This is a genomic window from Bradyrhizobium tropiciagri (assembly GCF_001189845.1).
Taxonomy (GTDB): domain Bacteria; phylum Pseudomonadota; class Alphaproteobacteria; order Rhizobiales; family Xanthobacteraceae; genus Bradyrhizobium; species Bradyrhizobium tropiciagri.
In genome coordinates, this window is the sequence record NZ_LFLZ01000008.1 from 146,896 (window position 1) to 167,635 (window position 20,740).

Below are 20,740 nucleotides of genomic sequence, written 5' to 3' on the forward strand. Positions count from 1 at the left end.
TAGATGTCAGGAAGCGGCGCGCAACTCGCGCGCGGCTGCGACCATGTTGACGAGGGCGGGGCGGACCTCCTCCCACTTGCGCGTCTTCAGGCCGCAATCCGGGTTGATCCAGAGCTGGCCGTCGGACAGACGCTGGCGCGCCAGCTTGAGCAGCTCGGTCATCTCGTTGATCTCAGGTACCCGCGGCGAGTGGATGTCGTAGACGCCGGGACCGATCTCGTTCGGATAGCGGTAGCTCCGGAACGCATCCAACAGCTCCATCTTCGAGCGCGAGGTCTCGATCGAGATCACGTCGGCATCCATTGCGCCGATCGCGTCGATGATGTCATTGAACTCGGAGTAGCACATGTGGGTGTGGATCTGGGTCTCGTCGCGGACGCCGGACGAACAGATGCGGAAGCATTCCACCGCCCAGTCGAGATAGGTGGTCCACTCCGAACGGCGAAGCGGCAGACCTTCGCGCAGCGCCGCCTCGTCGATCTGAATCATGCCCGCGCCGGCACCTTCGAGGTCGGCGACCTCGTCGCGGATCGCCAGCGCGATCTGCCGGCAGGCTTCGCTGCGCGGGATGTCGTCGCGAACGAACGACCAATTCAGGATCGTGACCGGGCCGGTCAGCATCGCCTTCATCGGCTTTTTGGTCAGCGACTGCGCGTATTGCCACCATTCGACCGTCATCGGCTTCGGGCGCGACACGTCGCCGAACAGGATCGGCGGCCGGACGTAGCGCGAGCCGTAGGACTGCACCCAGGCATGCTCGGTGAAGACAAATCCGGAGAGCTGCTCGCCGAAATACTGCACCATGTCGTTGCGTTCGAACTCGCCGTGGACCAGCACATCAAGGCCGATGGCTTCCTGCCAGCGCACAGTCTCTGCCGTCTGCTCCTGCAGGAAGGTCTTGTAGCTGGCGTCGCTGAGGCTGCCCTTGGCATGCGCGGCGCGCGACTTGCGGACCTCGGGCGTCTGAGGGAACGAGCCGATGGTCGTGGTCGGGAAGGCCGGCAGGTTGAACCGCGCCCGCTGCACCTCGGTCCGTTCCTCGAACGAGCTGGCACGGCCGCGCATCGCGGCGTCGATGCCGGCCATGCGCCGAGTGACTTTTGCATCGTGAATCCGCGGCGAGGTCTTGCGCGCGGCGGCAGCCGCGTCGGAAGTCGTCAGCGCCGCAGCGATCGAATCGCGGCCGTTTGCGAGGGCAGTGCCGAGCGCGGCCAGGTCCTCCATCTTCTGCACCGAGAAGGCGAGCCAGCTCTTCACCTCGGCGTCGAGCTTGGCTTCGAGGGCGAGGTCGATCGGGACGTGCAGCAGCGAGCAGGACGGCGCGATCTGCACGCGATCCTTGCCGAGCTTCGCGATGACGGGCTCGAGCCGGTCGAGCAGTTTGCTGAGATCGGCGCGCCAGATGTTGCGGCCGTCAAGCACGCCGAGCGAGACGACGCGCTCGGCGGGCAGGTGGGCGAGGTCGTCGAGCTGTTCGGGCGCGCGCACCAGGTCGAGATGCAGGCCGGCGACGGGGAGCGCAAACGCGGTGTCGCGGTTCTCGCCAAGGCTGCCGAAATAGCTCGCCAGCATGATCCTGATCTGCGGCACCGCCTTGGCGATCTCGCCATATGCGCGACGCAGCGCATTCCGTGCGGTATCGTCGAGATCGAGCACCAGGCAGGGCTCGTCGAGCTGCACCCATTCGGCGCCGCGGGCGGCAAGCTCGCGCAGCACCTCGATGTAGACCGGAAGCAGGCGGTCCAGCAGCGACAACGGCTCGAAGCCGGCATCCTTGCTCTTGGCGAGTTTCAGGAAGGTGACTGGGCCGACCAGCACCGGCCGGGTCTGGTAGCCGAGCGCCTTGGCTTCCTCATACTCCTCGATCGGTTTGCGCGAGGCGAGGCGGAACTGCTGATCGCTGGACAGTTCGGGCACCATGTAGTGGTAGTTGGTGTCGAACCATTTGGTCATCTCCTGCGCCGGTACGCCATGACCGTGGCCATGATGGGCGTGACCGCACGACGCGTCATGCCCGCTGCCTTCAGCACCACGCGCCATCGCAAAGTAGGTCGCAAGCGGCACCGGGCCGCTGCTCCAGCCATACATGGCCGGGATCGCGCCGACCATCACCGAGGTGTCGAGCACCTGGTCGTAGAACGAGAAGTCGTTCGACGGGATCACCGAGACGCCGAGTTTCTTCTGCCGTGCCCAGTTCGCGGCGCGCAGACCGACGCCGGTATCGATCAGCGCCTTTTCGTTCGTCGCGCCGGACCAGAAGCTTTCCAGCGCGAGCTTGAGTTCACGGCGCGGACCGATCCGCGGCGTGCCGAGAGTCGCAACAGCAAGTGAGGAGATAGATGTGGAGGACATTGGCTTAACCCCAAAAGTTGGGGGCAAAGGCCGTAGTGACACGTCTGGACTCCGCAAGACGCGGAGGCGCATGCGGGGTCGCAACCGCACCACCGGGACACCCCGCCCGAGGACGTTCATGTTGTCGGGGCAGGTCTCCTGGCTCGCGGGTCTTCACCGTCGTCCTGCCTTCCCGAAGCTTTCGCCTCAGTGACTTTGAATGGACAACAGCTCACCGCTTACAGTTGCGGGGGCAGCGCCGGCATCGCACCGGCTTCCCTCTTAGCTCCAGGTCAAACGGGACTTGGAGAACCTCGACGTGTCTGATTAGCTGCTGTGAGCCGGTCACGTCAACCTTTGCAGGATCAGCGTAAGGCGCGTTGGAGCTAATCCATGGTTCGGATTGAACATTTGCGGATGAGCCGCAGCGCGCCAGTGGCCTGGCCTGCAAGGCGATCGCGTCGCGACGTTGACGCTGTCTGACATAATACCTTTATGGTTGGCGCGATGAGGCGACGATTCTGGAACTATCCTGGTGTGCAGATTGGAGTGGCCTGAATGAGCGCTCCACTCGCGCAAGCGTGATCGATCGAATGCCGACAGATCCGTCCGTCATGTCTCTGCTCGCGGAGCAGCTCGCCGACACGGAGGCCGGCTGGAGCGTTGGTACGTTCGGCGCCATCGCAGAGTTCACGCGCGAGTCCAATGAAGCCATCGACCTGACGCAGGCCGGTGATGCGATCCGGGCCGTGACCGACAAGGGCGGAATCGGCATCGCGCCTCACCAGGACTTGCGACCGATCGCATCGGAAACGCCGACGACCGACAGCTGGGCGCATCGTGTCGCTCTCTGCCTTCCGCTGGAACGATGCGCCATGAGCGGGCGAACGGAGCTGACCGAAATCGGTCCGGATCACGACGCGCTGCGCGACCGGGATCGTAACGGCGTCCTGTTCGACCTTGGGTTGGGAGCGCTGCATATTGATGCCTGCATACGGCTCGACGACGAGGACGTTGTCGCTGCACTGAGGAGCCGTGTCGGAGTATCTCTGTTTGCGCCGGGTAATGACGCCATGGCGATTATCTTCGCAGCCAATCCGCATCGCGTCTTCATCAGCCGTGTCGGGCGGGTCGAGGTGTTTCAGCCGATTCCGCCTCCGGGCGGAAGGAGCCCGGACGGTCCGCACACACATGTTCTGCCGAAACTGCTGGCGCACGGCCGTGCTCATGCTGCGACCGAGCCGCTGCCGGACCGTTGGATTCCCTGCGCGCATCTTTATCCGGCGCACCCCTTGCGCGATCAGCTCGGCCGCAAGCGTGCACTTCGACCGGGACGTCACGCTGCATTTCAAATGCTGCTCGAACGCTTTGGATTGCCTGAACTGCTGACCCTGAAGCGTCAGGTCATCGAGGCCGTCGCCGCCGGGCAGGCTCCAGAGACGATTGTCCTGCCCAGCGATCGTTTCAGCAGGGCGACCGTCCGGGTCGCGCTTCGACAATTGGGCGCAACGGAGCAACTGACGCCGGTGCTGGTCGAATGGCTTGCTGTGCACGACCGGCTCGATCTGATAGATTCCGAGAACCCGATGGAAGCGCCGCACTGAGTGTCGAGCAGCATGGGACGCGAGAAATTGCTGGAAGGAAGTATGTCATGGCTTTGAACGATCTGCGCTCCAGCGATCACTTCCGCCTGCAACCGGTCGAGCCGCGTTACGCGCCGATGTTCTGCTTTGTGCTCTTGACCGCCGCTTCCGCGCTGGCGAGCTTTGTGTTCGCTTGTGCGACGCCGTTTGCGGCATTCGCGGTGATCGCGGCGGCTGTGCTGCCGCTGCGCGGGGCCATACTGGTGGTGTTTGGCACATGGCTGGTCAATCAGACCATCGGGTTCAGCGCGCTGCATTATCCGATCGATGCCAAGACCATCGCCTGGGGTTTTGTGATCGGGGCCGCGGCCCTCGCTGGCACCGCAGCGGCATCCGTCGTATTCCGCCAACTGCCTCGGAACCGGGTGCTGGGCTCCTTCCTGCTCGCCTTCGTCTGCGCCTACGCCGCCTATGAAATCACGCTGTTGGCTGCCACGCCGGTCCTCGGCGGAGCCGGGGCGTTCACCCCTGCGATCGTCGCGCGCATCGGGTTGCGCTGTGCGCTCTGGCTTGCGGGTCTAGTTGCGGCCTGCGAAATCGTTCGCCTGCTCAATCCGTTTGGTCGTGGACGGGCGGTTCGGTTACCGTAACCCCACGGGGGTCCAAAGTGATTCATCCACAGACCGCTAACGTGGCTTTGGATAAGCGTTAAAATATTTTGGATAGGCCGTCTGACGGGCGTTGACACCCTGTCCCAAATCACACCAGATATAGGCGTCACGGTCTGCCATATCTCTAGATTTGGTGGCTAAGAGGGAAGCCGGTGAACTACGGGTTGATCCGTAAAACTCCGGCGCTGCCCCCGCAACTGTAAGCAGTGAGTTGTTCCCGTTTGCATAAGTCACTGATGCCGCAAGGCATTGGGAAGACGAGGGAGCAATGACGACCTGCGAGCCAGGAGACCTGCCGCGACACCGAATCTACGTCCACGGGCGGGGTGTCCCGGCGGTCGCATGCAGAGCCGTGCCGGTGGCGCCAGCCGCCGGGTGATGCAGCGCCCCCTGACATCCAGCCCCAACAAGCATCACGGGGTCTGCACGATGTCTCTCTCTCTCGATCGCGATACAAAGCCAGCGCCACTCATCCTGCTGCGTCCGGAAACGCTCGCCGCGCCGGACGCAGCTCCTCCGATGCAGGTAATCCGCCGCAATGGCACGGTGTCGAAATTCGACGCCAGCAAGATCTCGGTGGCGATGACCAAGGCGTTTTTGGCGGTCGAGGGCCACACCGCAGCGGCCTCTCGCCGCGTGCACGAGATCGTCGAGCAGCTCTCCGCCGAGGTCGTCACCGCGTTGTCGCGGAGGATGAGCGAAGGCCGCACGTTCCATATCGAGGATGTGCAGGACCAGGTTGAGCTCGCTCTAATGCGCAGCGAGCACCACAAGGTGGCGCGGGCCTATGTGCTGTATCGCGAGGAACGCACCCGGCAGCGCGCCGAGCAGGACGCGGCGAAGGCAGTGCCCGTAGCCGGGCCGACCATTCACGTCACGCTGCCCAGTGGCAGCAAGGTGCCGCTCGATCATGCGCGCCTTGCGCTGATCATAAATGAAGCCTGCGCGGGCCTCGATGGCGTCGATGCGGCCCCCGTCATCGCCGAGACCCAGCGCAACGTCTATGGCGGCATCAGCCAGAACGAGCTGGCGCTTGCGTCCGTGATGGCCGCCCGCACGTTGGTGGAGCAGGAGCCGAACTATACCTATGTCAGCGCGCGGCTGCTGCTCGACAAGCTGCGCACCGAGGTGCTGTCCTATGTGCTGGATGCGCCGACCAGCGCATCGCAGGCCGACATGGCCTCGCGCTACGCCGAGTACTTCCCGGCCTACATCAAGAACGGCATCAAGGCCGAACTGCTCGATGCCGATCTCGGCCGCTTCGATCTGACGCGGCTCGCCGCGGCGCTGAAGCCGGAGCGTGATCTGTCGTTCCAGTTCCTCGGCCTGCAGACGCTCTACGACCGCTATTTCCTCCATGTCCGCGGCAATCGCATCGAGCTGCCGCAGGCGTTCTTCATGCGCGTCGCGATGGGGCTCGCGATTCGTGAGATCGACCGCGAGGCGAGGGCGATCGAGTTCTACGACCTACTGTCGTCGTTCGACTTCATGGCCTCGACGCCGACCCTGTTCAATTCCGGCACGCTGCGGCCGCAGCTCTCGTCGTGCTTCCTCACGACCGTCGCGGACGATCTCGACGGCATCTTCAAGTCGGTAAAGGACAACGCGCTGCTGGCGAAATATTCCGGCGGGCTCGGCAACGATTGGACCCGCGTCCGCGGGCTCGGCGCGCACATCAAGGGCACCAATGGCGAGAGCCAGGGTGTGGTGCCGTTCCTCAAGGTCGCCAACGACACCGCGATCGCGGTCAACCAGGGCGGCAAGCGCAAGGGCGCAGTCTGCGCTTATCTCGAGACCTGGCACGTCGACATCGAGGAATTCCTCGATTTGCGCAAGAACACCGGCGATGACCGCCGCCGCACCCATGACATGAACACCGCCAACTGGGTGCCCGACCTGTTCATGCAGCGCGTCGAGGCCGACGGCGAGTGGACGCTGTTCTCGCCCGACGAGACGCCCGATCTGCACGACCTCTACGGCAATCCGTTCGCCGACCGCTACGCGTATTACGAGGCGAAGGCCGCGCGCGGCGAGATGCGGGTGTTCAAGCAAATCCGCGCCGTCGATCTCTGGCGCAAGATGCTGACCATGCTGTTCGAGACGGGCCATCCCTGGATCACCTTCAAGGACCCGTGCAATCTGCGCTCGCCGCAGCGCCACGCCGGCGTGATCCACTCTTCGAACCTGTGCACCGAGATCACGCTGAACACATCCGATGACGAGACCGCTGTGTGCAATCTCGGCTCGATCAATCTGGCCAATCACATCCAGGGTGGCAAGCTCGACGACACGAGGCTGAAGACGACCGTGACGACGGCGATGCGGATGCTCGACAACGTCATCGACATCAATTTCTACACCATTCCGGAAGCGCGCCGCTCCAATTTGCGGCACCGCCCGGTCGGTCTCGGCCTGATGGGGTTCCAGGACGCGCTGCATGCGCTGCGGATCGCGGTGGCGTCGGGTGACGCGGTCGCTTTCGCCGACACCAGCATGGAGGCGATTTCCTTCCATGCGATCTCGGCCTCGGTCGATCTCGCCGCCGAGCGGGGGCGCTATCCGTCGTTCGAGGGCTCGCTGTGGAGCCAGGGCATCCTGCCGATCGACTCGATCGACTTCGTTGCCGACGCGCGTGGTGGCGTCGCGATGGATCGCACCTCGACGCGTGACTGGGCGACGCTGCGCACCCGTGTCACGTCGGTCGGTATGCGCAACTCCAACGTGATGGCGATCGCGCCGACGGCGACGATCTCCAACATCTGTGGCGTCGCGCAGTCGATCGAGCCAGCGTACCAGAATCTCTACGTCAAATCCAACATGTCCGGCGACTTCACGGTCGTGAACGACTATCTGGTGCGCGATCTCAAGGCGCGCGGGCTGTGGGATGAGGTGATGGTCAACGACCTGAAATATTTCGACGGCAGCGTCGGCTCGATCGACCGCATCCCCGACGACCTCAAGGCGCTCTATGCGACCGCGTTCGAGATCGACTCCAGCTGGCTGATCGAGGCGGCGGCACGGCGGCAAAAGTGGATTGACCAGGCGCAGTCGCTCAACCTCTATATCGCCAATCCCTCGGGCAAAAAGCTCGACGCGCTCTATCGCCTGGCGTGGTCGCTCGGCCTGAAGACCACCTATTATTTGCGCTCGCGCAGCGCGACCCATGTTGAGAAGTCGACGCTGAAGGGCACCGACGGCAAGCTCAACGCGGTGTCGTCGGTGGCGCTGGCTTCGCCCGCGCCGGACCTTTCGGGCGCGATCGCCTGCTCGATCGACAATCCCGACTGCGAAGCCTGCCAGTAAAGGATCAAGAACATGCTCGACTGGTCAGAAACCGCAGCCATTGCCCGTAAGCTGCCGCCGGTCGCGGCGGCGCCCGCAGCCGCAAGCGAGGCCGCCGGCCTCGGCACCATCGACCGTCACGGCGGCCGCGTCTCGGTCGACGAGAAGCGGATGATCAACTGCCGCGCCGACGTCAACCAGCTGTTGCCACTGAAATACAAATGGGCGTGGGAGAAATACCTTGCCGGCTGCAACAATCACTGGATGCCGACCGAGGTCTCGATGCAGGCCGACATCGCGCTGTGGAAATCGCGCGACGGCCTCACCGAGGACGAGCGCCGCGCCATCAAGCGCAATCTCGGCTTCTTCGCGGCGTCCGAGAGCCTGGTCGCCAACAATATCGTGCTGGCGATCTACCGCCACCTGACCAATCCGGAGTGCCGACAATATCTACTTCGCCAGGCCTTCGAGGAGGCAGTGCACACCCACACCTTCCAGTACATTGTCGAAAGCCTCGGCCTCGACGAGGGCGAGCTGTTCAATATGTATCGCGAGGTGCCCTCGATCACCGACAAGGCCGCGTGGGCGATCAAGCACACGCAGCACCTCGACGATCCCGATTTCAAGACCGGCACGCCGGCTGCCGATCAGGCGTTCCTGCGTGACCTCGTCGCGTTCTACGTGATCTTCGAGGGCATGTGGTTCTACACCGGCTTCGCGCAGATCCTCTCGCTCGGCCGCCGCAACAAGATGGTGGGGATCGCCGAGCAGTATCAGTACATCCTGCGCGATGAATCGATCCATCTGAACTTCGGCATCGACGTCATCAATCAGATCAAGATCGAGAACCCGCAGCTGTGGACTTCCGCGTTCCAGGACGAGGTCCGTGGCATGATCCGCGAGGCCGCCGAGCTCGAGGCCGCCTACGGCCGCGATACCATGCCGCGCGGTTTCCTCGGGCTAAACGCAGCGTTGTGCGAGCAATACATGCACTTCATCGCCAACCGCCGTTGCGCCCAGATCGGGCTGACGCCCGTGTTCGCAGAGACGGATAATCCCTTCCCGTGGATGTCGGAAGCGATGGACCTAAAGAAGGAGAAGAATTTCTTCGAGACCCGCGTGATCGAGTATCAGAATGGCGGTGCACTCGCTTGGGATTAGGCCATCCGCCGTGTCGCCGACAAGTGGACATGGGGCCTTCGTGTGGATTGTTCAAGTTTCGGGCCGCAACCTGGCATTTCAGATTGCGGCTCGCGGCGAGGGGGCCTGGTCGGCTAAGCGGCGAATCGCGACGATCCGCCAGCGTGCTCCGTCGAACCATTTCTCTGCAACGCTGCGGGCCGAGTCCTCACTCGTCGCCTTGAGGTCGGTCTTGAGGCTCTTTTCGCCATCGGCGAGTTGGATTCTAAACATCGCCATATGCGACTCCTTGCCTAGTCAGCACGTTGGTGCGTGCATGGTTAATCCAAGGTTAATGACGGGCGCGGTGCATGTTTCTCCTGATCCCAGTGGCGGCGCTTGGAGCCTTTTTTCTTTAGGTCGCCGAAGGGCACCGATCGGCCGGAAATGCACCTCGGTTCGCCTTCCAGCTCCGTAACCCACTGAAATCACAGTAAATGAGTCTGCCCTCCGAGCGCACCAGGCGGCATAAGTCGTTGATACGAAAAATGATTCGCTAATCGCAAACGGGCCCTAGCGTAGTTCAGCGCAGAAATCGTTGGGTTTGCGATTCCGAGATTTAGAAGCCGCAGTCTCTATAGTCCTTTCTGGCGAGGCGGAAACGCGAGCCGACACCAACGAAGTCCACATCCAGGCATTGATTCCCTCGACGATATTTGCCCAAACCGTCGCATCGAAGGTATTCGAGATTTATCCGCCAGCGCTTCTCCCGCGGAGAGTAGGTTGCAAAATCATGCTGAGCGCTCGGAGGTCCCTTGCAGATCGCAGCAACATACTGCCGAATTTCGGCAGGCAGATCGTCGATGTGATGAGGATTCCAAGGATCATTCTTATTGACAGCACTGCCCATGGAATTAGCCGCCGCCATACTGCAAAGTAGAAGGAAAAGCACCAACGATAGGGTTCGGATTGCCATTTGACAGTCCCTACGTGAGTGGCTTTTACAATCCGGCCGAGGCAGACCTGCCTCCCCAGTTGTGCGCCATGGTATCAAAAGGAGACGCTGTGCTGGTCTAGTGCCCTGACTGTGCGGCCTATTGCTCCCGGCGATCGGATGTGCTCGGCGCTACATAGAATCCTACTTTCATCTGCAGATTTCGTCGAAGGCGTCAGCGCGCGAACGCGACCGGCGCCAAGTAGCTATCGTGCGTCCCGGACTTTTCGGCCGGGAACGGCGGAAAGGGACTGGCGCGATGCAGGAGCTCGAGCGCTTCCCGGTCGAGTGCTGCATTGCCGGACGATTTCGATACTTCGCTTGCGATCACGTCACCCGCACGATTCAACTCAAATCTCAGCACCGTCGTACCTGAGGCACCATGCGCCGCCGCCGGATAACGTTTGAAGCGCTGCAGATGACCGAACACCAGCGCATTGTAGGCGTTTGCACTTGCCTGTGAGAACCGGCCGACATGCTCGGTCTTCGGCGGTGCGCGCGTCTCGGGCGCGGGCGGCTGCAGCTGCGGCTTTGGCTCCTCAATTTGTTTGGGCGTCTCTTGTGGCAGGGTGACCTCGGCTTGCGCCTGAGGCGGAGGCGGCTGCTCGACCTTTTCGACTGGCTGCTCCTCCTTCGGCTGCTCCTTGGACGTCTCCTCCGCCTGCTGCATGGTCGGTCCGACCGCGATGTCCTGGTTCTGGATTTCCGGCGAACTCGCGTCGACCGGTGCGAGCGTCACGCTGATCGCCGGAATGATGTTGGGCTCGACGGGCTTGCGCGCATACCACAGCGCGACCGATGCGACGATTGCCACATGGGCGATCAGGATCGCGAGCGCTGCCAGCGTCCAGCGCGAGATGCCGGGACGCTCCGGCAGATGCAGTGTATACACTGTCATTGCTTTGCGGCCGGTGTTTCCAGCCCCACTAATGCGAGCTTCAGATATCCGCCGTCCCGCAACGTGTTCATCACCTGCATCAGTTCGCCATAGCTCAGCGATTTGTCGGCGCGAACGAAGATCGTCTCGTCTTTGTGGTTGTTAGTAGCGGCATCGAGCGCGACCGAAAGTGAATCGCGAGCCACGACGGTTTCGCCGATTGCAATGATCTGATCCGGCTTGATCGTGACGAAGATCGGCTTGTCTGGCCGGGGCTGCTCCGGCGCGGTCGACGCGGGAAGGTTGACACCGATGTCCACGGTGGCAAGCGGCGCGGCTACCATGAAGATGATGAGCAGCACCAGGATGACGTCGATGAACGGCGTGACGTTGATCTCATGCTGAACTTCGAGATCATCACCAGTCGAACGGGAACCGAGACGCACAGCCATGGCGGTTACTCCGCAGCACGTGGCAGTATCATGCCGTGATCGCGCTGCCCGCGGCTGATCAGGAGCAGGAGTTGCGCCGAGGCGTCAGTCAGGAGTGCACGATAGCCGGCGATCACGCGGGCGAGATGGTTGTAGATCACGACCGCGGGGATGGCTGCCACGAGCCCGAGCGCGGTGGCAAGGAGCGCCTCGGCGATGCCGGGCGCAACCACTGCGAGGTTGGTGGTGTGGGACTCCGAAATTCCGATGAAGGAGTTCATGATGCCCCACACGGTGCCAAACAGGCCAACAAAGGGGGCGGTCGCGCCGATGGTAGCAAGAATGCCGGCGCCGCGCGAAATCTGTCGCGTCATCGCCGCTTCCACACGTTCCAGCCGAAGCGCAACACGCTCCTTGAAGCCATCATCGACGATACCGCCGGACAGCTCCGCCTCGCGCGCCGTCGAGAGGATCAGTTGTGCGACAGCATCGCGATCGCCATCGCATTCGTGGACCGCATCCGCCAGGCTGCCGCCTTGCTCCAGCATCCTGACCCGTCGAAGCGCGCGGCTCCTCGATACGCGCAGCTCGATGGTCTTGGCGAGCCAGATCGTCCAGGTGACGAGCGAGGCGAAGGCCAGCCCGATCATGACAGCCTTCACGACGATGTCGGCATTAAGGAACATTCCCCACGGCGACAGATTGCGCGGCAGCAGGGAATCCGGCACTTGGGCCAATGCAGGCGGCACGTCGACGGCAAGGGCTACCAGAAGACTGAGGACACCCGGCGCAGGCCGGAGCCACAATCCGAACAGAGGCTTCTTTCCGCTATGTATCATCTCGTTCTTTCTTTTATCGATCGGCCCCCCGATCGTTTCCCCGCACCTCGTACGTTCTGCAAAGAGCTTCCTCGCGAAGTAGCTACTAAAGCAATCCTTCGAGGTGATAGTTCACGCCGGCTTTGACTTGGTTGACTGCCGACTGCACGGTCACGCTATTGCCGAACGGATTCACAAACGGCAAAGCTTTGCTGCCGAAAGCCAGGTGATCATATTCAAGCTTTGCGGACCAATGTGACCCCAGCATGTACTCAAAACCGCCGCCAGCGGTCCATCCTGATCTGGTTGTATTGGTCTGGGTGAGACCATCGAGTCCACTGTTCACTTCCATACGATAGTCGGCGTTCATCCACGCCGCGCCGCCTTTTGCATAGAGCATCAGCGGTCCCATGACATAACCGACCCTGCCGGTCACGGTGTCGTACCAATTGTGGTCGCCGGTGATCGAGAGCGACGCGGTGCCTGCAGGATCAACGAAGTCGGCCTTGCCCTGAGCCGATGTCCAGCCGAGTTCGGCCTCGACCCCGACCAGCCAATTCGGCGCGGCAAGATAATTGTAGCCGAACTGCAGGCCACCCAGGGCACCAGCCGGATTGGTTCTGTCGGCTCCAATCGGGGTGAGGACGTGCTCGCCCGCGCTGAACGCGCCGCCGAAATTGGCGCCGGCATAGGCGCCGGCCCAATGGTAGGCGATCGGCGCTGCGGCTTTGGTGTAGAAAGCGGGTAAGACACCTACAGTCTTCTCTGGCGCCCCGAGCTTCTGCGATATGCCAAAGTAATATCCTCGGCGCGGTCCGTATTGCGGGGCAAACACGCCGATGCCGCTGCCGTTGCGGATCTGGTAGATGTAGTCGGCCACGTTGACCACGTCGAAGCGCACAGTAACTGGAAGTCCATTCCAGCCGTTGGCAAACTCATGCGACAGGCCGGTATTGACCTGCCAATAGGATGGAAGGTGATCGCAGTTCGGGCAGGTCACCCCATCCGGGCTCGTCCGCAAGCCGCTGCCGTAGATGAAGGTTGCGCTCGCAGTGGTGCCGTCCAACCAGCTATAACCGCTGTCTGTCCACCGGTATGCGACCCTGCCGGAACCCGTATAGGTTTGATCATGATCGGTGTGGATCCAACGGTTCTGGATGTAGACCAAGTCGTCCGGAGAAAACAGAGTTTGGTTTGATACGACGGTGTGCGCGTGTTGGACTCCCCAGGCCCAACTGGTGTCAGCGGAGAAGCCGCCGTACCTGAATCTAAGCTTCAGTTCGGCGCCATAATTCTCGGCTCTGTCATAGTTGAACGCCGTGAGCACGTAGGCTTGGCCGAACTGGCCGTCGTCAAGCAGATCCCTGGCGGTCTTGTAATAGATGCTGCCGCCGAGTTCGAGGCTCGGACAATTTGCGGCGGCGACCGGCGCTTTGCTGGGCATTGCCCCTGGTGTCGTCGGACATTGCGGCAGCAGTTGCTGCGTAAAGCCTGCATCGTACACGTTGGCCCGTTCAGGTTGGATTGCGCCAACATTCTGGAGAGGCTGGCCGGCCACTTGGCCGGGCAACACGGCAGCCTGATCGGGGCTGACGGTTGGGGTGCCCGCGGTAGTGCCATTGAAGATCTGGGTTGGAATCGTTCGCCCCAGCACTTGCGGCGGCGGCTCGAAGGTCCGCATGTAGCCGATGTGCAGGACGGTCGACCACCATGGCTTATAGGTTAGGCTCGCGCGCGGACTGAGCTGGTTCGCGTCGACGTATTGGTAGATCTGATCGAACCGCAGGCCGTAATTGAGCGTCAGTTGCTGGGTCAGCCGCCACTCGTCCTGGGCATAGGCGCCAAGCTGCCAGCCAAATTTTTTGTTGGCGTCGAGAATGTTGAATGGTGAGTCGATAGCCGTCAGGCCACTTGGATCATTCGGGTCGAGCGGTTGAACCGTGCTTACGGTTGCGATCTGGGTCTGTTCGCCGTTGGTGTAGAAGCCTGCGCGAAGCGTGTGCGCATCGTTCACGCGGTAGGCGAAATCGCCCGACACGCCGTTCAGGAACGAGCTGCGGTAAACATCGGACGCGACGTTGTTGATGAAGAGATCGCCCACCGGATCGGGAACGAAATGTAGATCGCTGTAACGCGAATAATACGCGAGCTGCGCATCGAAATTGCCTTCCGACTTTTGCCAGGCAATGACGTTGTAGGCGTTTTTTCTCGTATTGGTTTTGATTGAGGGTGGCGGAATCGAATCCGCTCTTGCCGAATGCCGTATAGGCGAGAGCATTTGGGTTCGGGGTGCCATCCGGGTTGACACAGGGGTTCGCGGGATCGAATGGGCCGCCGCAAAAGCCGCCCACGTTGCCAGGCTGCCCGGGATTGTTGGGAATCTGATAACGAGTCGTGCCGAACCCCGAGATGGTGACCACCCGCGCGGTCGGATCGAGCACCGTGGACGTATAGGCGAAGAACCGGGCCTGCTCGGAATGATCGTGAATGGCATTGAGGGTCGGCAGGGGATTCTCAAGGCCGAGGCCGGTGCTGAGATAACGGCCGGCGACATAGTAGTCGGTCTTCCCCTCCACCCCGCCATATTCAAAGCTGGGCGTGATGGTCTGACGGCTGCCGCCGTAGACGCTTACGCTGCCGCCGGACAGCGCCGCTCCGCTCTTGGTCGTGATGTCGAGCACGCCCGCCGTACGCAGGCCATATTGTGCCGGCAGCGCACCCGTGATCAGGCCAATGCTGCCGATGAAGGAGGTCTCCAGAAGTTGCGAGAAGCCGGATACACCATCGGGCAGCAAAATCCCGTTGATCCGGTACTGAACGTTGGCGTGCTCGTTGCGCACGTGAAAATCACCCGAGCTCGTCGAGTCCTGGTAGACGCCTGGAAATTGCAGCACGATATCGCTGAGCTGGGCGGCGTTGCCCTGCGGGAGGCTTTCGAGATCCCTTTGGCTCAGCTGATAGTTCGTCGTGCCAGTCTTGGGCATGATGACGCTGTCGCGCCGCTGGTCGAAATTCTGAGTCTGCTGCACGACCTGACGATTGGTTGCAGCCTGGGCCTGTTCTGCACTTGGCACGGCCGGCGCTGTCGGTGTCGGATTGCGCTCGACCTGCCTTGGCGGCGGCGTTCGCGGCCGCCGACGCTCGACTGGGGCGGCGACGCGGGTTTCGGGCAAAACGTTGGTTCCGGGAGGCTGCGCCTGCACGGATGGCGTCGATTGCGGAGTTGGCGATTCTGCGGGCTGTTGGGCCGAGGCCGGCGGAGTTGAGCTTTCCGGCGCCGGCGAGGGAGACGCCGAGGGGGATGCGCTCGGTACGGGCGTCGTGGTGCTCGATGGTGATTGGGCCAACGCGGGCGCGCTGTAAGCGGCAACGAGTGTTAGCGACGAGGCCGACAGCAAAACGCGCCGAAAGGTACAAAGGATAGGTCTTTTCATCTGATGATTCCTGACTGAACGTTGCCCGCGCCAGGCAAGCGGCATGGGCTCCAAAGGGTGCTTCGGTTCCACAGCCCGCGGCGCGCCCATCCCGCGGCGCTAGCGATGGATCGAAGCAGCGATGTCAGGAGATCGGAGGTCCGCGCGATTCAAACGCGGCACGCGGCGGTTGTAGTAAGAAGCGGAAATGATCGATCGGATGATCGATCCTCGCATCAGCAAATTCCACGTGCAGCGCCGGCGGAGTTGGCGCCAAGCCGTCGCCCATGACCGCGGTGGCCATGCAGATCGGACAGAGATAGTCGGGATGGCTGTCTGACGGGTGGTGACGATTCTGACTGCCAGCGACGCCGGCGAAGGCTCCCATGACCACGCCGGAACTCTCGGGCGCCCTCCCGCCGACGGCGTGAACGTGACCGAAGGCGAGTGTCAGGTTAATGACGAGCGCGGCCAGCGCAAGCCATGAACCACGCCGAGTGTGTTTCCGAAACCAGCGCATCCGGAAAGCAATTGTCCTTCGTTCAGGAGGCAATGTTATCCAAGCTTGTCATAAGATCAAAGGGTGGAAAATTGGCCCTTTCGCCAAAAACTAATTGCTGCGAAAGCGATCCCTCGACCGGATTGCCTATCAACCGATGCCCTCTGTCCTGTTTCGGAAGTGGGCAGGACGCGACCGAACGTCCGTTGTGGGTTCCGCCTACGCGGGAGCTTTGGCGCAAGCCAGCTGCTTGAGCTGATGACCATGGCTCCGCCCTATGTCGGTGCCAGCGCACTACGGAAGGAGTCCCGCCCGACTTTGTGCCAGCCCGGCGTCCGCCCTGAAAGGTACTTTTGCGCTTGAAATGCACCTAAAATCGTCGCCCGCCGCCGTAAGTAATTCAAATCAAAGCAAAAGCGACCGCCCTCCGAGCGCGCCATCGACACAAAACCATAGCCACGTCGCCGTCACGAGGCCTTGACCGACGAGCGGGATGCGTGTTGGGAGATCGGCAAGGAGAAACGACGCCTGTGCAGGGTGATGGCAGCGCGATCGAGTGGACATTCGACAGCAACGCGGACTGGTTTGCGATATCGCGATGGTGTTGCCTGCCGGATGCGAGTGAGCCGGACCGGCGCCATCCCCTCAAGGCTGGCGCTTCGCGCCCCCGCTTCGCGGCTATCGGCCTTGACCGGATATCGCCGGTCCGGCGACGGCCGCCCAGGCAGGTAAGGCTTAGAGGGCGCTGAGCACCTCTGGCGACGAAGAGGAGGCGGTATTGGCGCGTCCACGCGTTTAGGTTGTCCGATGCCTAATTGGAAGTCCCGCCGCGGAGCAACCGCCGGTACCCGAACTCTGACATCCATTTGGCGCGAGCCAAATGACTTTCGAATGCCTTGCGCGCGCGGTCTGGCTCCTGATCGGGGTCAATGCGGAGTACGACTTGAGTGATCTGGCGCCAATCGGCGCCATCCGCATCTGCGTCGAGTAAGCGCAGATAGATGCGTAGATGTTGTTCATCATAGGTCGTAAGTGTCGCGCTGGCCGGAGCGATGTCCGCAACAGCCGGATCAAGCGGGGGAGCTATCATAAGAAATCTCTCAACGACGGATAAGGATCGGGCACCGCTCTCAGCCCGAAGTTTGGGTGGGCTTTATTCGGGTTATAAAGCACCTAATGAGGTGTATTTACACCCTTATAGTGGCATATTTTCTGGGCGTGTCGATGGTGGTGAAGATGATCACCCCTCGACAAATTCGGGCTGCAAGGGCGTTATTGGACTGGTCTCAACAGCAGCTGGCTGACAAAGCGATCGTATCGCTGAATGCCGTCGCTAGGCTGGAGAAGGGCATCGTCGATTCACGCGCCAGTACTCTGCTCGCGATTCAAAAAGCTCTGGTCAAAGCTGGCATCGAGTTCCTAGACGCGGACCAGAAGGGGGAGGGAGTAAGGCTCAAAAGTCCGAAGGCGTGATGCGCTAACGGGTGCCTTTAGGAGTTTGCGAACCTCGGCGATGGCTATCGGTCCTGGCAGCCCCCTCATGGGCGCCAAGTATTGCGCCGAGCAAGATCCGCCATAAGCAGCTGGTGGCACCTAGACGACTGCCATAGATGAGCCTGCCAATACACGTGATTGTACGCATGAATGGCCTTTTTATTTCAGCCAAAATCGACCTGTCGGCTAAAGCAGAAATTACACCTCGTCTGCGCGCCCGTCCGAATTCTACGCTGCCACATCCGAAGCTTCGCCGTTGATGTTGGGGCTTTGTCGAGCGGGCTCCTTACCTCTAGAATTGTTGTGCATCTCGTAAAGAGCTAACTCACAAAGGAAATCTCGCGCAATCGCTGCGGCTAACGCTCGGCGAGCGAGCGTTGATGTCAAAGAAAGGTCGATGACGATAACAAAGCGCAATGGGGCCGACCGCCTCCCTGCAGAAAGGCTCGCTCTCACGGTCGCGGAAGCTGCAGTGCTTTCCTCGCTCGGTCAGACGTCGGTCTATAAGGCGATCAGGGAAGGGCGCTTGCGAGTGCGCAAATTCGGCACGCGAACCATTATTACGCGGGCGGACCTGACTTCGTTCTTGGACAACCTACCTTGTGGCCAAAAGGGCTCCGACGCCTGACGTGCGGTTAGGCGCGCTTAGGTGACCCCGATCGATTTGACGTTGCTTTTCTGCGCTCGCGTCGCGAAGTCGGCAAATGCCTGCATTACGAGACGGCGTTTCTTCAGCGCCTCGCCGCGCTTATATGCCTTTTCAGCATCATCGCCGGTGATGTGATGTAGGCAATGCTCGACGATCTCTCTTCGAAGTTGGTCTCCTCCTGTGCCCAGGTCCGAAATGTGGTCCGGAAACCGTGCACAGTCAGTCTCTCGTCTCCGGTGATCTGTTTGAGATGTTTGAGCATAGTCATATTTGAGATCGACTGCCGCAGGCTGCGACCCGGAAAAACGAACTCGTCACTGACACGGCTCTCGTAGGCTTCGCGTAGATAGGCTAGGGCCTGTCTAGGCAGTGGCGTCCGTTTGGGCCGTCCGTTCTTGGTATCGGGCGTGCCCACATCCCAAAGCCCGCTTTGGAGATCGAGTTGAGGCCAGCGCATGTTCTGCACTTCGTTCGTGCGGGCCAGTGTGAAGATTGTGACCTCAAGCGCCCGCGCGCTTTGATCAGGATCAGCGTTGAGCTTCTCCATGAATGCCGGGAGATCATGGTAGGGCATGGCCTTATGACTGCCGCGGATCGTGCCACGCTTCCGCTGCTTCGGCATAATCGGCTTCAGCCGGCTGTCCCAATCGGCCGGGTTGTGTTTCGGCCGGAGATCCAACGCTATCGCCGCGTCCAATATCTTCTTGATCCGCTGGCGGGCGTCGCGCGAAATCTCACGCTGATGCCAGACCTTTCGCAGAACGGCAGTGACGTGCTCCGTCTCGATCTGGTCGAGCTGCAGCTTGTGCAGCGGTTGGCAGGTAACCTGTATGATACGCTTGAGCTTGTTGCGCGCAGCCTTGTGCTTTAGGCCGGTCTCATAGGTCTGCCGCCACTCCTCGGCGAATTCGCCGAACAGCCGAGATCCTTGCTCGTGGCGCCTGTCTTCTTCGCGCTGATCTCGCGGATCGGTGCCCTTGGCGAGAAGCCGCAGGGCGTCAATCGCCTTGTCCTTGGCTTCTGAGGGCTTGAGGCCTGCAGCTTTGGCTGAGCCGAACCCCATCTTTTTGACGATGCCATTGCGCTGGTACCGGAACGCCCAACGCCGGCCCCCGCTAGGGGTAACGATCAGATAGAGGTTGTTGCCGCACGGGTACTCGCCAGGACCAACGGAGAGGTAGTTCTTTACGGTGATCTCTGGTTTTTCAGTTGGAATCTGCATCGGAGATTCAAACTCCTGTCCCTCGCGCGATGAGGCATTTCTCGACGAAAGGAGATTCTAACTCAAATCGAGGGGCAGCAAAAGGGGCGCTCCGACGCGCGATCGCGGGCGACGGCAAACGAAGGCCGGCGATGATCGGTGACGTAAATACTAGATGTAAAACAGTGGCTTAGGTTGTCGATGGAGCCCGCGGGCGATGAAGGGCGAAGGGCGGCAAAAGTGGGCTTGGCGCGCTCGGAGAGATTCGAACTCCCGACCCTCGGAATCGAAATCCGATGCTCTATCCAGCTGAGCTACGAGCGCCGCGGGGGTCGATTATCAGACTTGGGCTGACAGGGCCAGCAGCGTTGCGCGGCACCGGGAGGTGTCGGCGCCGAGCGCTGGCCATTAGCCCGCCAGCCTTCAGAAGCAGGGATGCCGGCGGTGATCCTGGCCGATATAGGCCGCCGAGCTCTGGTAGCACTTGTTGTTCGACGGGCCGTCGTAATAGGCGAAGCTGCCAGCCGCCGGGCCCGGGCCATAATTGTGCAGATAGCTGATGTGGTAGGGCAGGCCCCAATAGGCGTGCCGGTGATGGTGGTGCCGGTGGTGCGGGGTGGCCGTCATATCGGCCGCAGCGGCCGGGACAGCCAACGAAATCGTCAGGGCGAGGGCGGCGAAAAGCTTGGTCTTGGTCATTGGCGGCCTCCGGGCATTCACGCTGGAATCGGCTTCACCGGCCGCTCCAAGGTCCTCTAGCGACTCATTTAACCCGGAATCCGGCCAAAAGCTGCGGGAAATCAGTCACAGCGCGCCAAATTTTGCCTTTTTGCGGATGCTTAACGGATTGCCAACACAGTCCGGCCAGAGTCTTGCGGTCAGGTCCGCCCGGGCCGCCTTTCCCTCGGTTTAGAACATTTCATGCGCATCACGCCCCTTGTCGCCTTGCTGCTCTCGGTCCTGGCGGTCACGCCAGCGCGGGCCGTGCTGCACATCACGCGCGACCATGGCGGCTATGTCGAGGAGTACAAGGCCAAGTACAAGTTGATCCGCGAGCGCCGCGAGCGCGTCGTGATCGACGGCATCTGCAACTCGGCCTGCACGCTGGTGTTCGGCATCGTGCCGCTGAACAAGATCTGCGTGACGCCGAAGGCCAGCATCGGCTTCCACCAGGCCTATTACGACAAGGCCTTCACCTTCGGCATCAAGGTCACCAGCCTCGAGGGCACCTCCGACCTGATGTCCTATTACCCCGATACGGTGAAGGACTGGATTCGCCGCAATGGCGGTCTCACCACCGAGATGAAGAAGATCAAGAACGGGGTCGATCTCTGGAAGATCGTCGATCCCTGTCCGGAAGAGTGGTAGGCGCGAGCCG

The 20,740-nt window shown here is 61.5% G+C and carries 18 protein-coding genes, 1 tRNA gene and 2 riboswitches; of the genes, 8 read left to right on the plus strand and 11 right to left on the minus strand.

Features of this window, described 5'->3' with window-relative positions; all coding sequences use genetic code 11:
- Positions 1-6: 6 nt before the first annotated feature.
- Complete coding sequence (metE, locus tag AKN84_RS09625; RefSeq protein ID WP_050420479.1) at positions 7-2,352, minus strand: 5-methyltetrahydropteroyltriglutamate--homocysteine S-methyltransferase; 2,346 nt, start codon at positions 2,350-2,352, stop codon at positions 7-9.
- A 111-nt stretch (positions 2,353-2,463) separates the two neighbouring features.
- A riboswitch (cobalamin riboswitch) is annotated at positions 2,464-2,663 on the minus strand.
- 249 nt (positions 2,664-2,912) lie between these two features.
- Between metE and AKN84_RS09630 the strand changes: the two genes are divergently transcribed.
- The 4 genes from AKN84_RS09630 (at position 2,913) to AKN84_RS09645 (ending at position 9,028) form a co-directional block, all read left to right on the plus strand.
- Positions 2,913-3,935, plus strand: coding sequence for a DUF6925 family protein (locus AKN84_RS09630; protein WP_244484998.1), 1,023 nt, complete (start codon positions 2,913-2,915; stop codon positions 3,933-3,935).
- 47 nt (positions 3,936-3,982) lie between these two features.
- Complete coding sequence (locus AKN84_RS09635) at positions 3,983-4,564, plus strand: hypothetical protein (protein ID WP_050420481.1); 582 nt, start codon at positions 3,983-3,985, stop codon at positions 4,562-4,564.
- A gap of 113 nt (positions 4,565-4,677) precedes the next feature.
- A riboswitch (cobalamin riboswitch) is annotated at positions 4,678-4,899 on the plus strand.
- A gap of 115 nt (positions 4,900-5,014) precedes the next feature.
- Positions 5,015-7,888: a ribonucleoside-diphosphate reductase subunit alpha gene (locus AKN84_RS09640; protein ID WP_050420515.1), complete on the plus strand. Its 2,874-nt coding sequence runs from the start codon at positions 5,015-5,017 to the stop codon at positions 7,886-7,888.
- Positions 7,889-7,900: 12 nt separating this feature from the next.
- Positions 7,901-9,028 carry a ribonucleotide-diphosphate reductase subunit beta gene (locus AKN84_RS09645; RefSeq protein WP_050420482.1) on the plus strand — a complete coding sequence of 376 codons (1,128 nt, stop codon included), beginning with the start codon at positions 7,901-7,903 and terminating at the stop codon, positions 9,026-9,028.
- Positions 9,029-9,106: 78 nt separating this feature from the next.
- On the opposite strand, the gene AKN84_RS09650 is transcribed toward AKN84_RS09645, so the two are convergent.
- The 5 genes from AKN84_RS09650 to AKN84_RS09670 all read right to left on the minus strand — a co-directional run bounded on the left by AKN84_RS09650 (position 9,107) and on the right by AKN84_RS09670 (position 14,690).
- On the minus strand, positions 9,107-9,286 hold the full coding sequence (locus AKN84_RS09650) for a hypothetical protein (protein WP_050420483.1): 180 nt from the start codon (positions 9,284-9,286) through the stop codon (positions 9,107-9,109).
- A gap of 869 nt (positions 9,287-10,155) precedes the next feature.
- Positions 10,156-10,878, minus strand: a complete 723-nt coding sequence (locus AKN84_RS09655) for an energy transducer TonB family protein (RefSeq protein ID WP_128970580.1) — start codon at positions 10,876-10,878, stop codon at positions 10,156-10,158.
- Complete coding sequence (exbD, locus tag AKN84_RS09660; RefSeq protein ID WP_050420485.1) at positions 10,875-11,309, minus strand: TonB system transport protein ExbD; 435 nt, start codon at positions 11,307-11,309, stop codon at positions 10,875-10,877. The genes AKN84_RS09655 and exbD overlap by 4 nt, the downstream gene beginning before the upstream one ends.
- 5 nt (positions 11,310-11,314) lie before the next feature.
- Positions 11,315-12,127 (minus strand): tonB-system energizer ExbB, encoded by an 813-nt coding sequence (exbB, locus tag AKN84_RS09665; protein WP_128970581.1) that lies wholly within the window; start codon positions 12,125-12,127, stop codon positions 11,315-11,317.
- A gap of 85 nt (positions 12,128-12,212) precedes the next feature.
- Complete coding sequence (locus AKN84_RS09670) at positions 12,213-14,690, minus strand: TonB-dependent receptor domain-containing protein (protein ID WP_347337315.1); 2,478 nt, start codon at positions 14,688-14,690, stop codon at positions 12,213-12,215.
- A gap of 178 nt (positions 14,691-14,868) precedes the next feature.
- Here AKN84_RS09670 and AKN84_RS50325 point away from each other — a divergent pair, with 178 nt between their 5' ends.
- Complete coding sequence (locus AKN84_RS50325) at positions 14,869-15,372, plus strand: hypothetical protein (protein WP_347337316.1); 504 nt, start codon at positions 14,869-14,871, stop codon at positions 15,370-15,372.
- 292 nt (positions 15,373-15,664) lie between these two features.
- Here the strand turns inward: AKN84_RS50325 and AKN84_RS44775 are convergent, their stop codons facing one another.
- Together AKN84_RS44775 and AKN84_RS44780 are read right to left on the minus strand one after the other, a co-directional pair.
- Positions 15,665-16,039, minus strand: coding sequence for a hypothetical protein (locus AKN84_RS44775; protein ID WP_128970583.1), 375 nt, complete (start codon positions 16,037-16,039; stop codon positions 15,665-15,667).
- A gap of 790 nt (positions 16,040-16,829) precedes the next feature.
- The gene (locus tag AKN84_RS44780; protein WP_128970584.1) at positions 16,830-17,108 is read right to left on the minus strand and encodes a DNA -binding domain-containing protein; all 279 of its coding nucleotides are present in this window, start codon (positions 17,106-17,108) and stop codon (positions 16,830-16,832) included.
- Between the two features lie 134 nt (positions 17,109-17,242).
- Between AKN84_RS44780 and AKN84_RS09680 the strand changes: the two genes are divergently transcribed.
- Both AKN84_RS09680 and AKN84_RS09685 read left to right on the plus strand, forming a co-directional pair.
- Positions 17,243-17,491, plus strand: coding sequence for a helix-turn-helix transcriptional regulator (locus AKN84_RS09680; RefSeq protein WP_430649896.1), 249 nt, complete (start codon positions 17,243-17,245; stop codon positions 17,489-17,491).
- A 418-nt stretch (positions 17,492-17,909) separates the two neighbouring features.
- Complete coding sequence (locus AKN84_RS09685; protein ID WP_050420488.1) at positions 17,910-18,140, plus strand: helix-turn-helix domain-containing protein; 231 nt, start codon at positions 17,910-17,912, stop codon at positions 18,138-18,140.
- Positions 18,141-18,243: 103 nt separating this feature from the next.
- On the opposite strand, the gene AKN84_RS09690 is transcribed toward AKN84_RS09685, so the two are convergent.
- The 3 genes from AKN84_RS09690 to AKN84_RS09700 all read right to left on the minus strand — a co-directional run bounded on the left by AKN84_RS09690 (position 18,244) and on the right by AKN84_RS09700 (position 20,061).
- Entirely contained in the window at positions 18,244-19,383 is a 1,140-nt protein-coding gene (locus tag AKN84_RS09690) for a tyrosine-type recombinase/integrase (RefSeq protein WP_244484999.1), read from the minus strand.
- Between the two features lie 226 nt (positions 19,384-19,609).
- Positions 19,610-19,686 (minus strand) — tRNA-Arg (locus AKN84_RS09695).
- A gap of 99 nt (positions 19,687-19,785) precedes the next feature.
- Complete coding sequence (locus AKN84_RS09700) at positions 19,786-20,061, minus strand: hypothetical protein (protein WP_050420489.1); 276 nt, start codon at positions 20,059-20,061, stop codon at positions 19,786-19,788.
- A gap of 222 nt (positions 20,062-20,283) precedes the next feature.
- Here AKN84_RS09700 and AKN84_RS09705 point away from each other — a divergent pair, with 222 nt between their 5' ends.
- Entirely contained in the window at positions 20,284-20,730 is a 447-nt protein-coding gene (locus AKN84_RS09705; protein WP_050420490.1) for a hypothetical protein, read from the plus strand.
- Positions 20,731-20,740 lie beyond the last annotated feature (10 nt).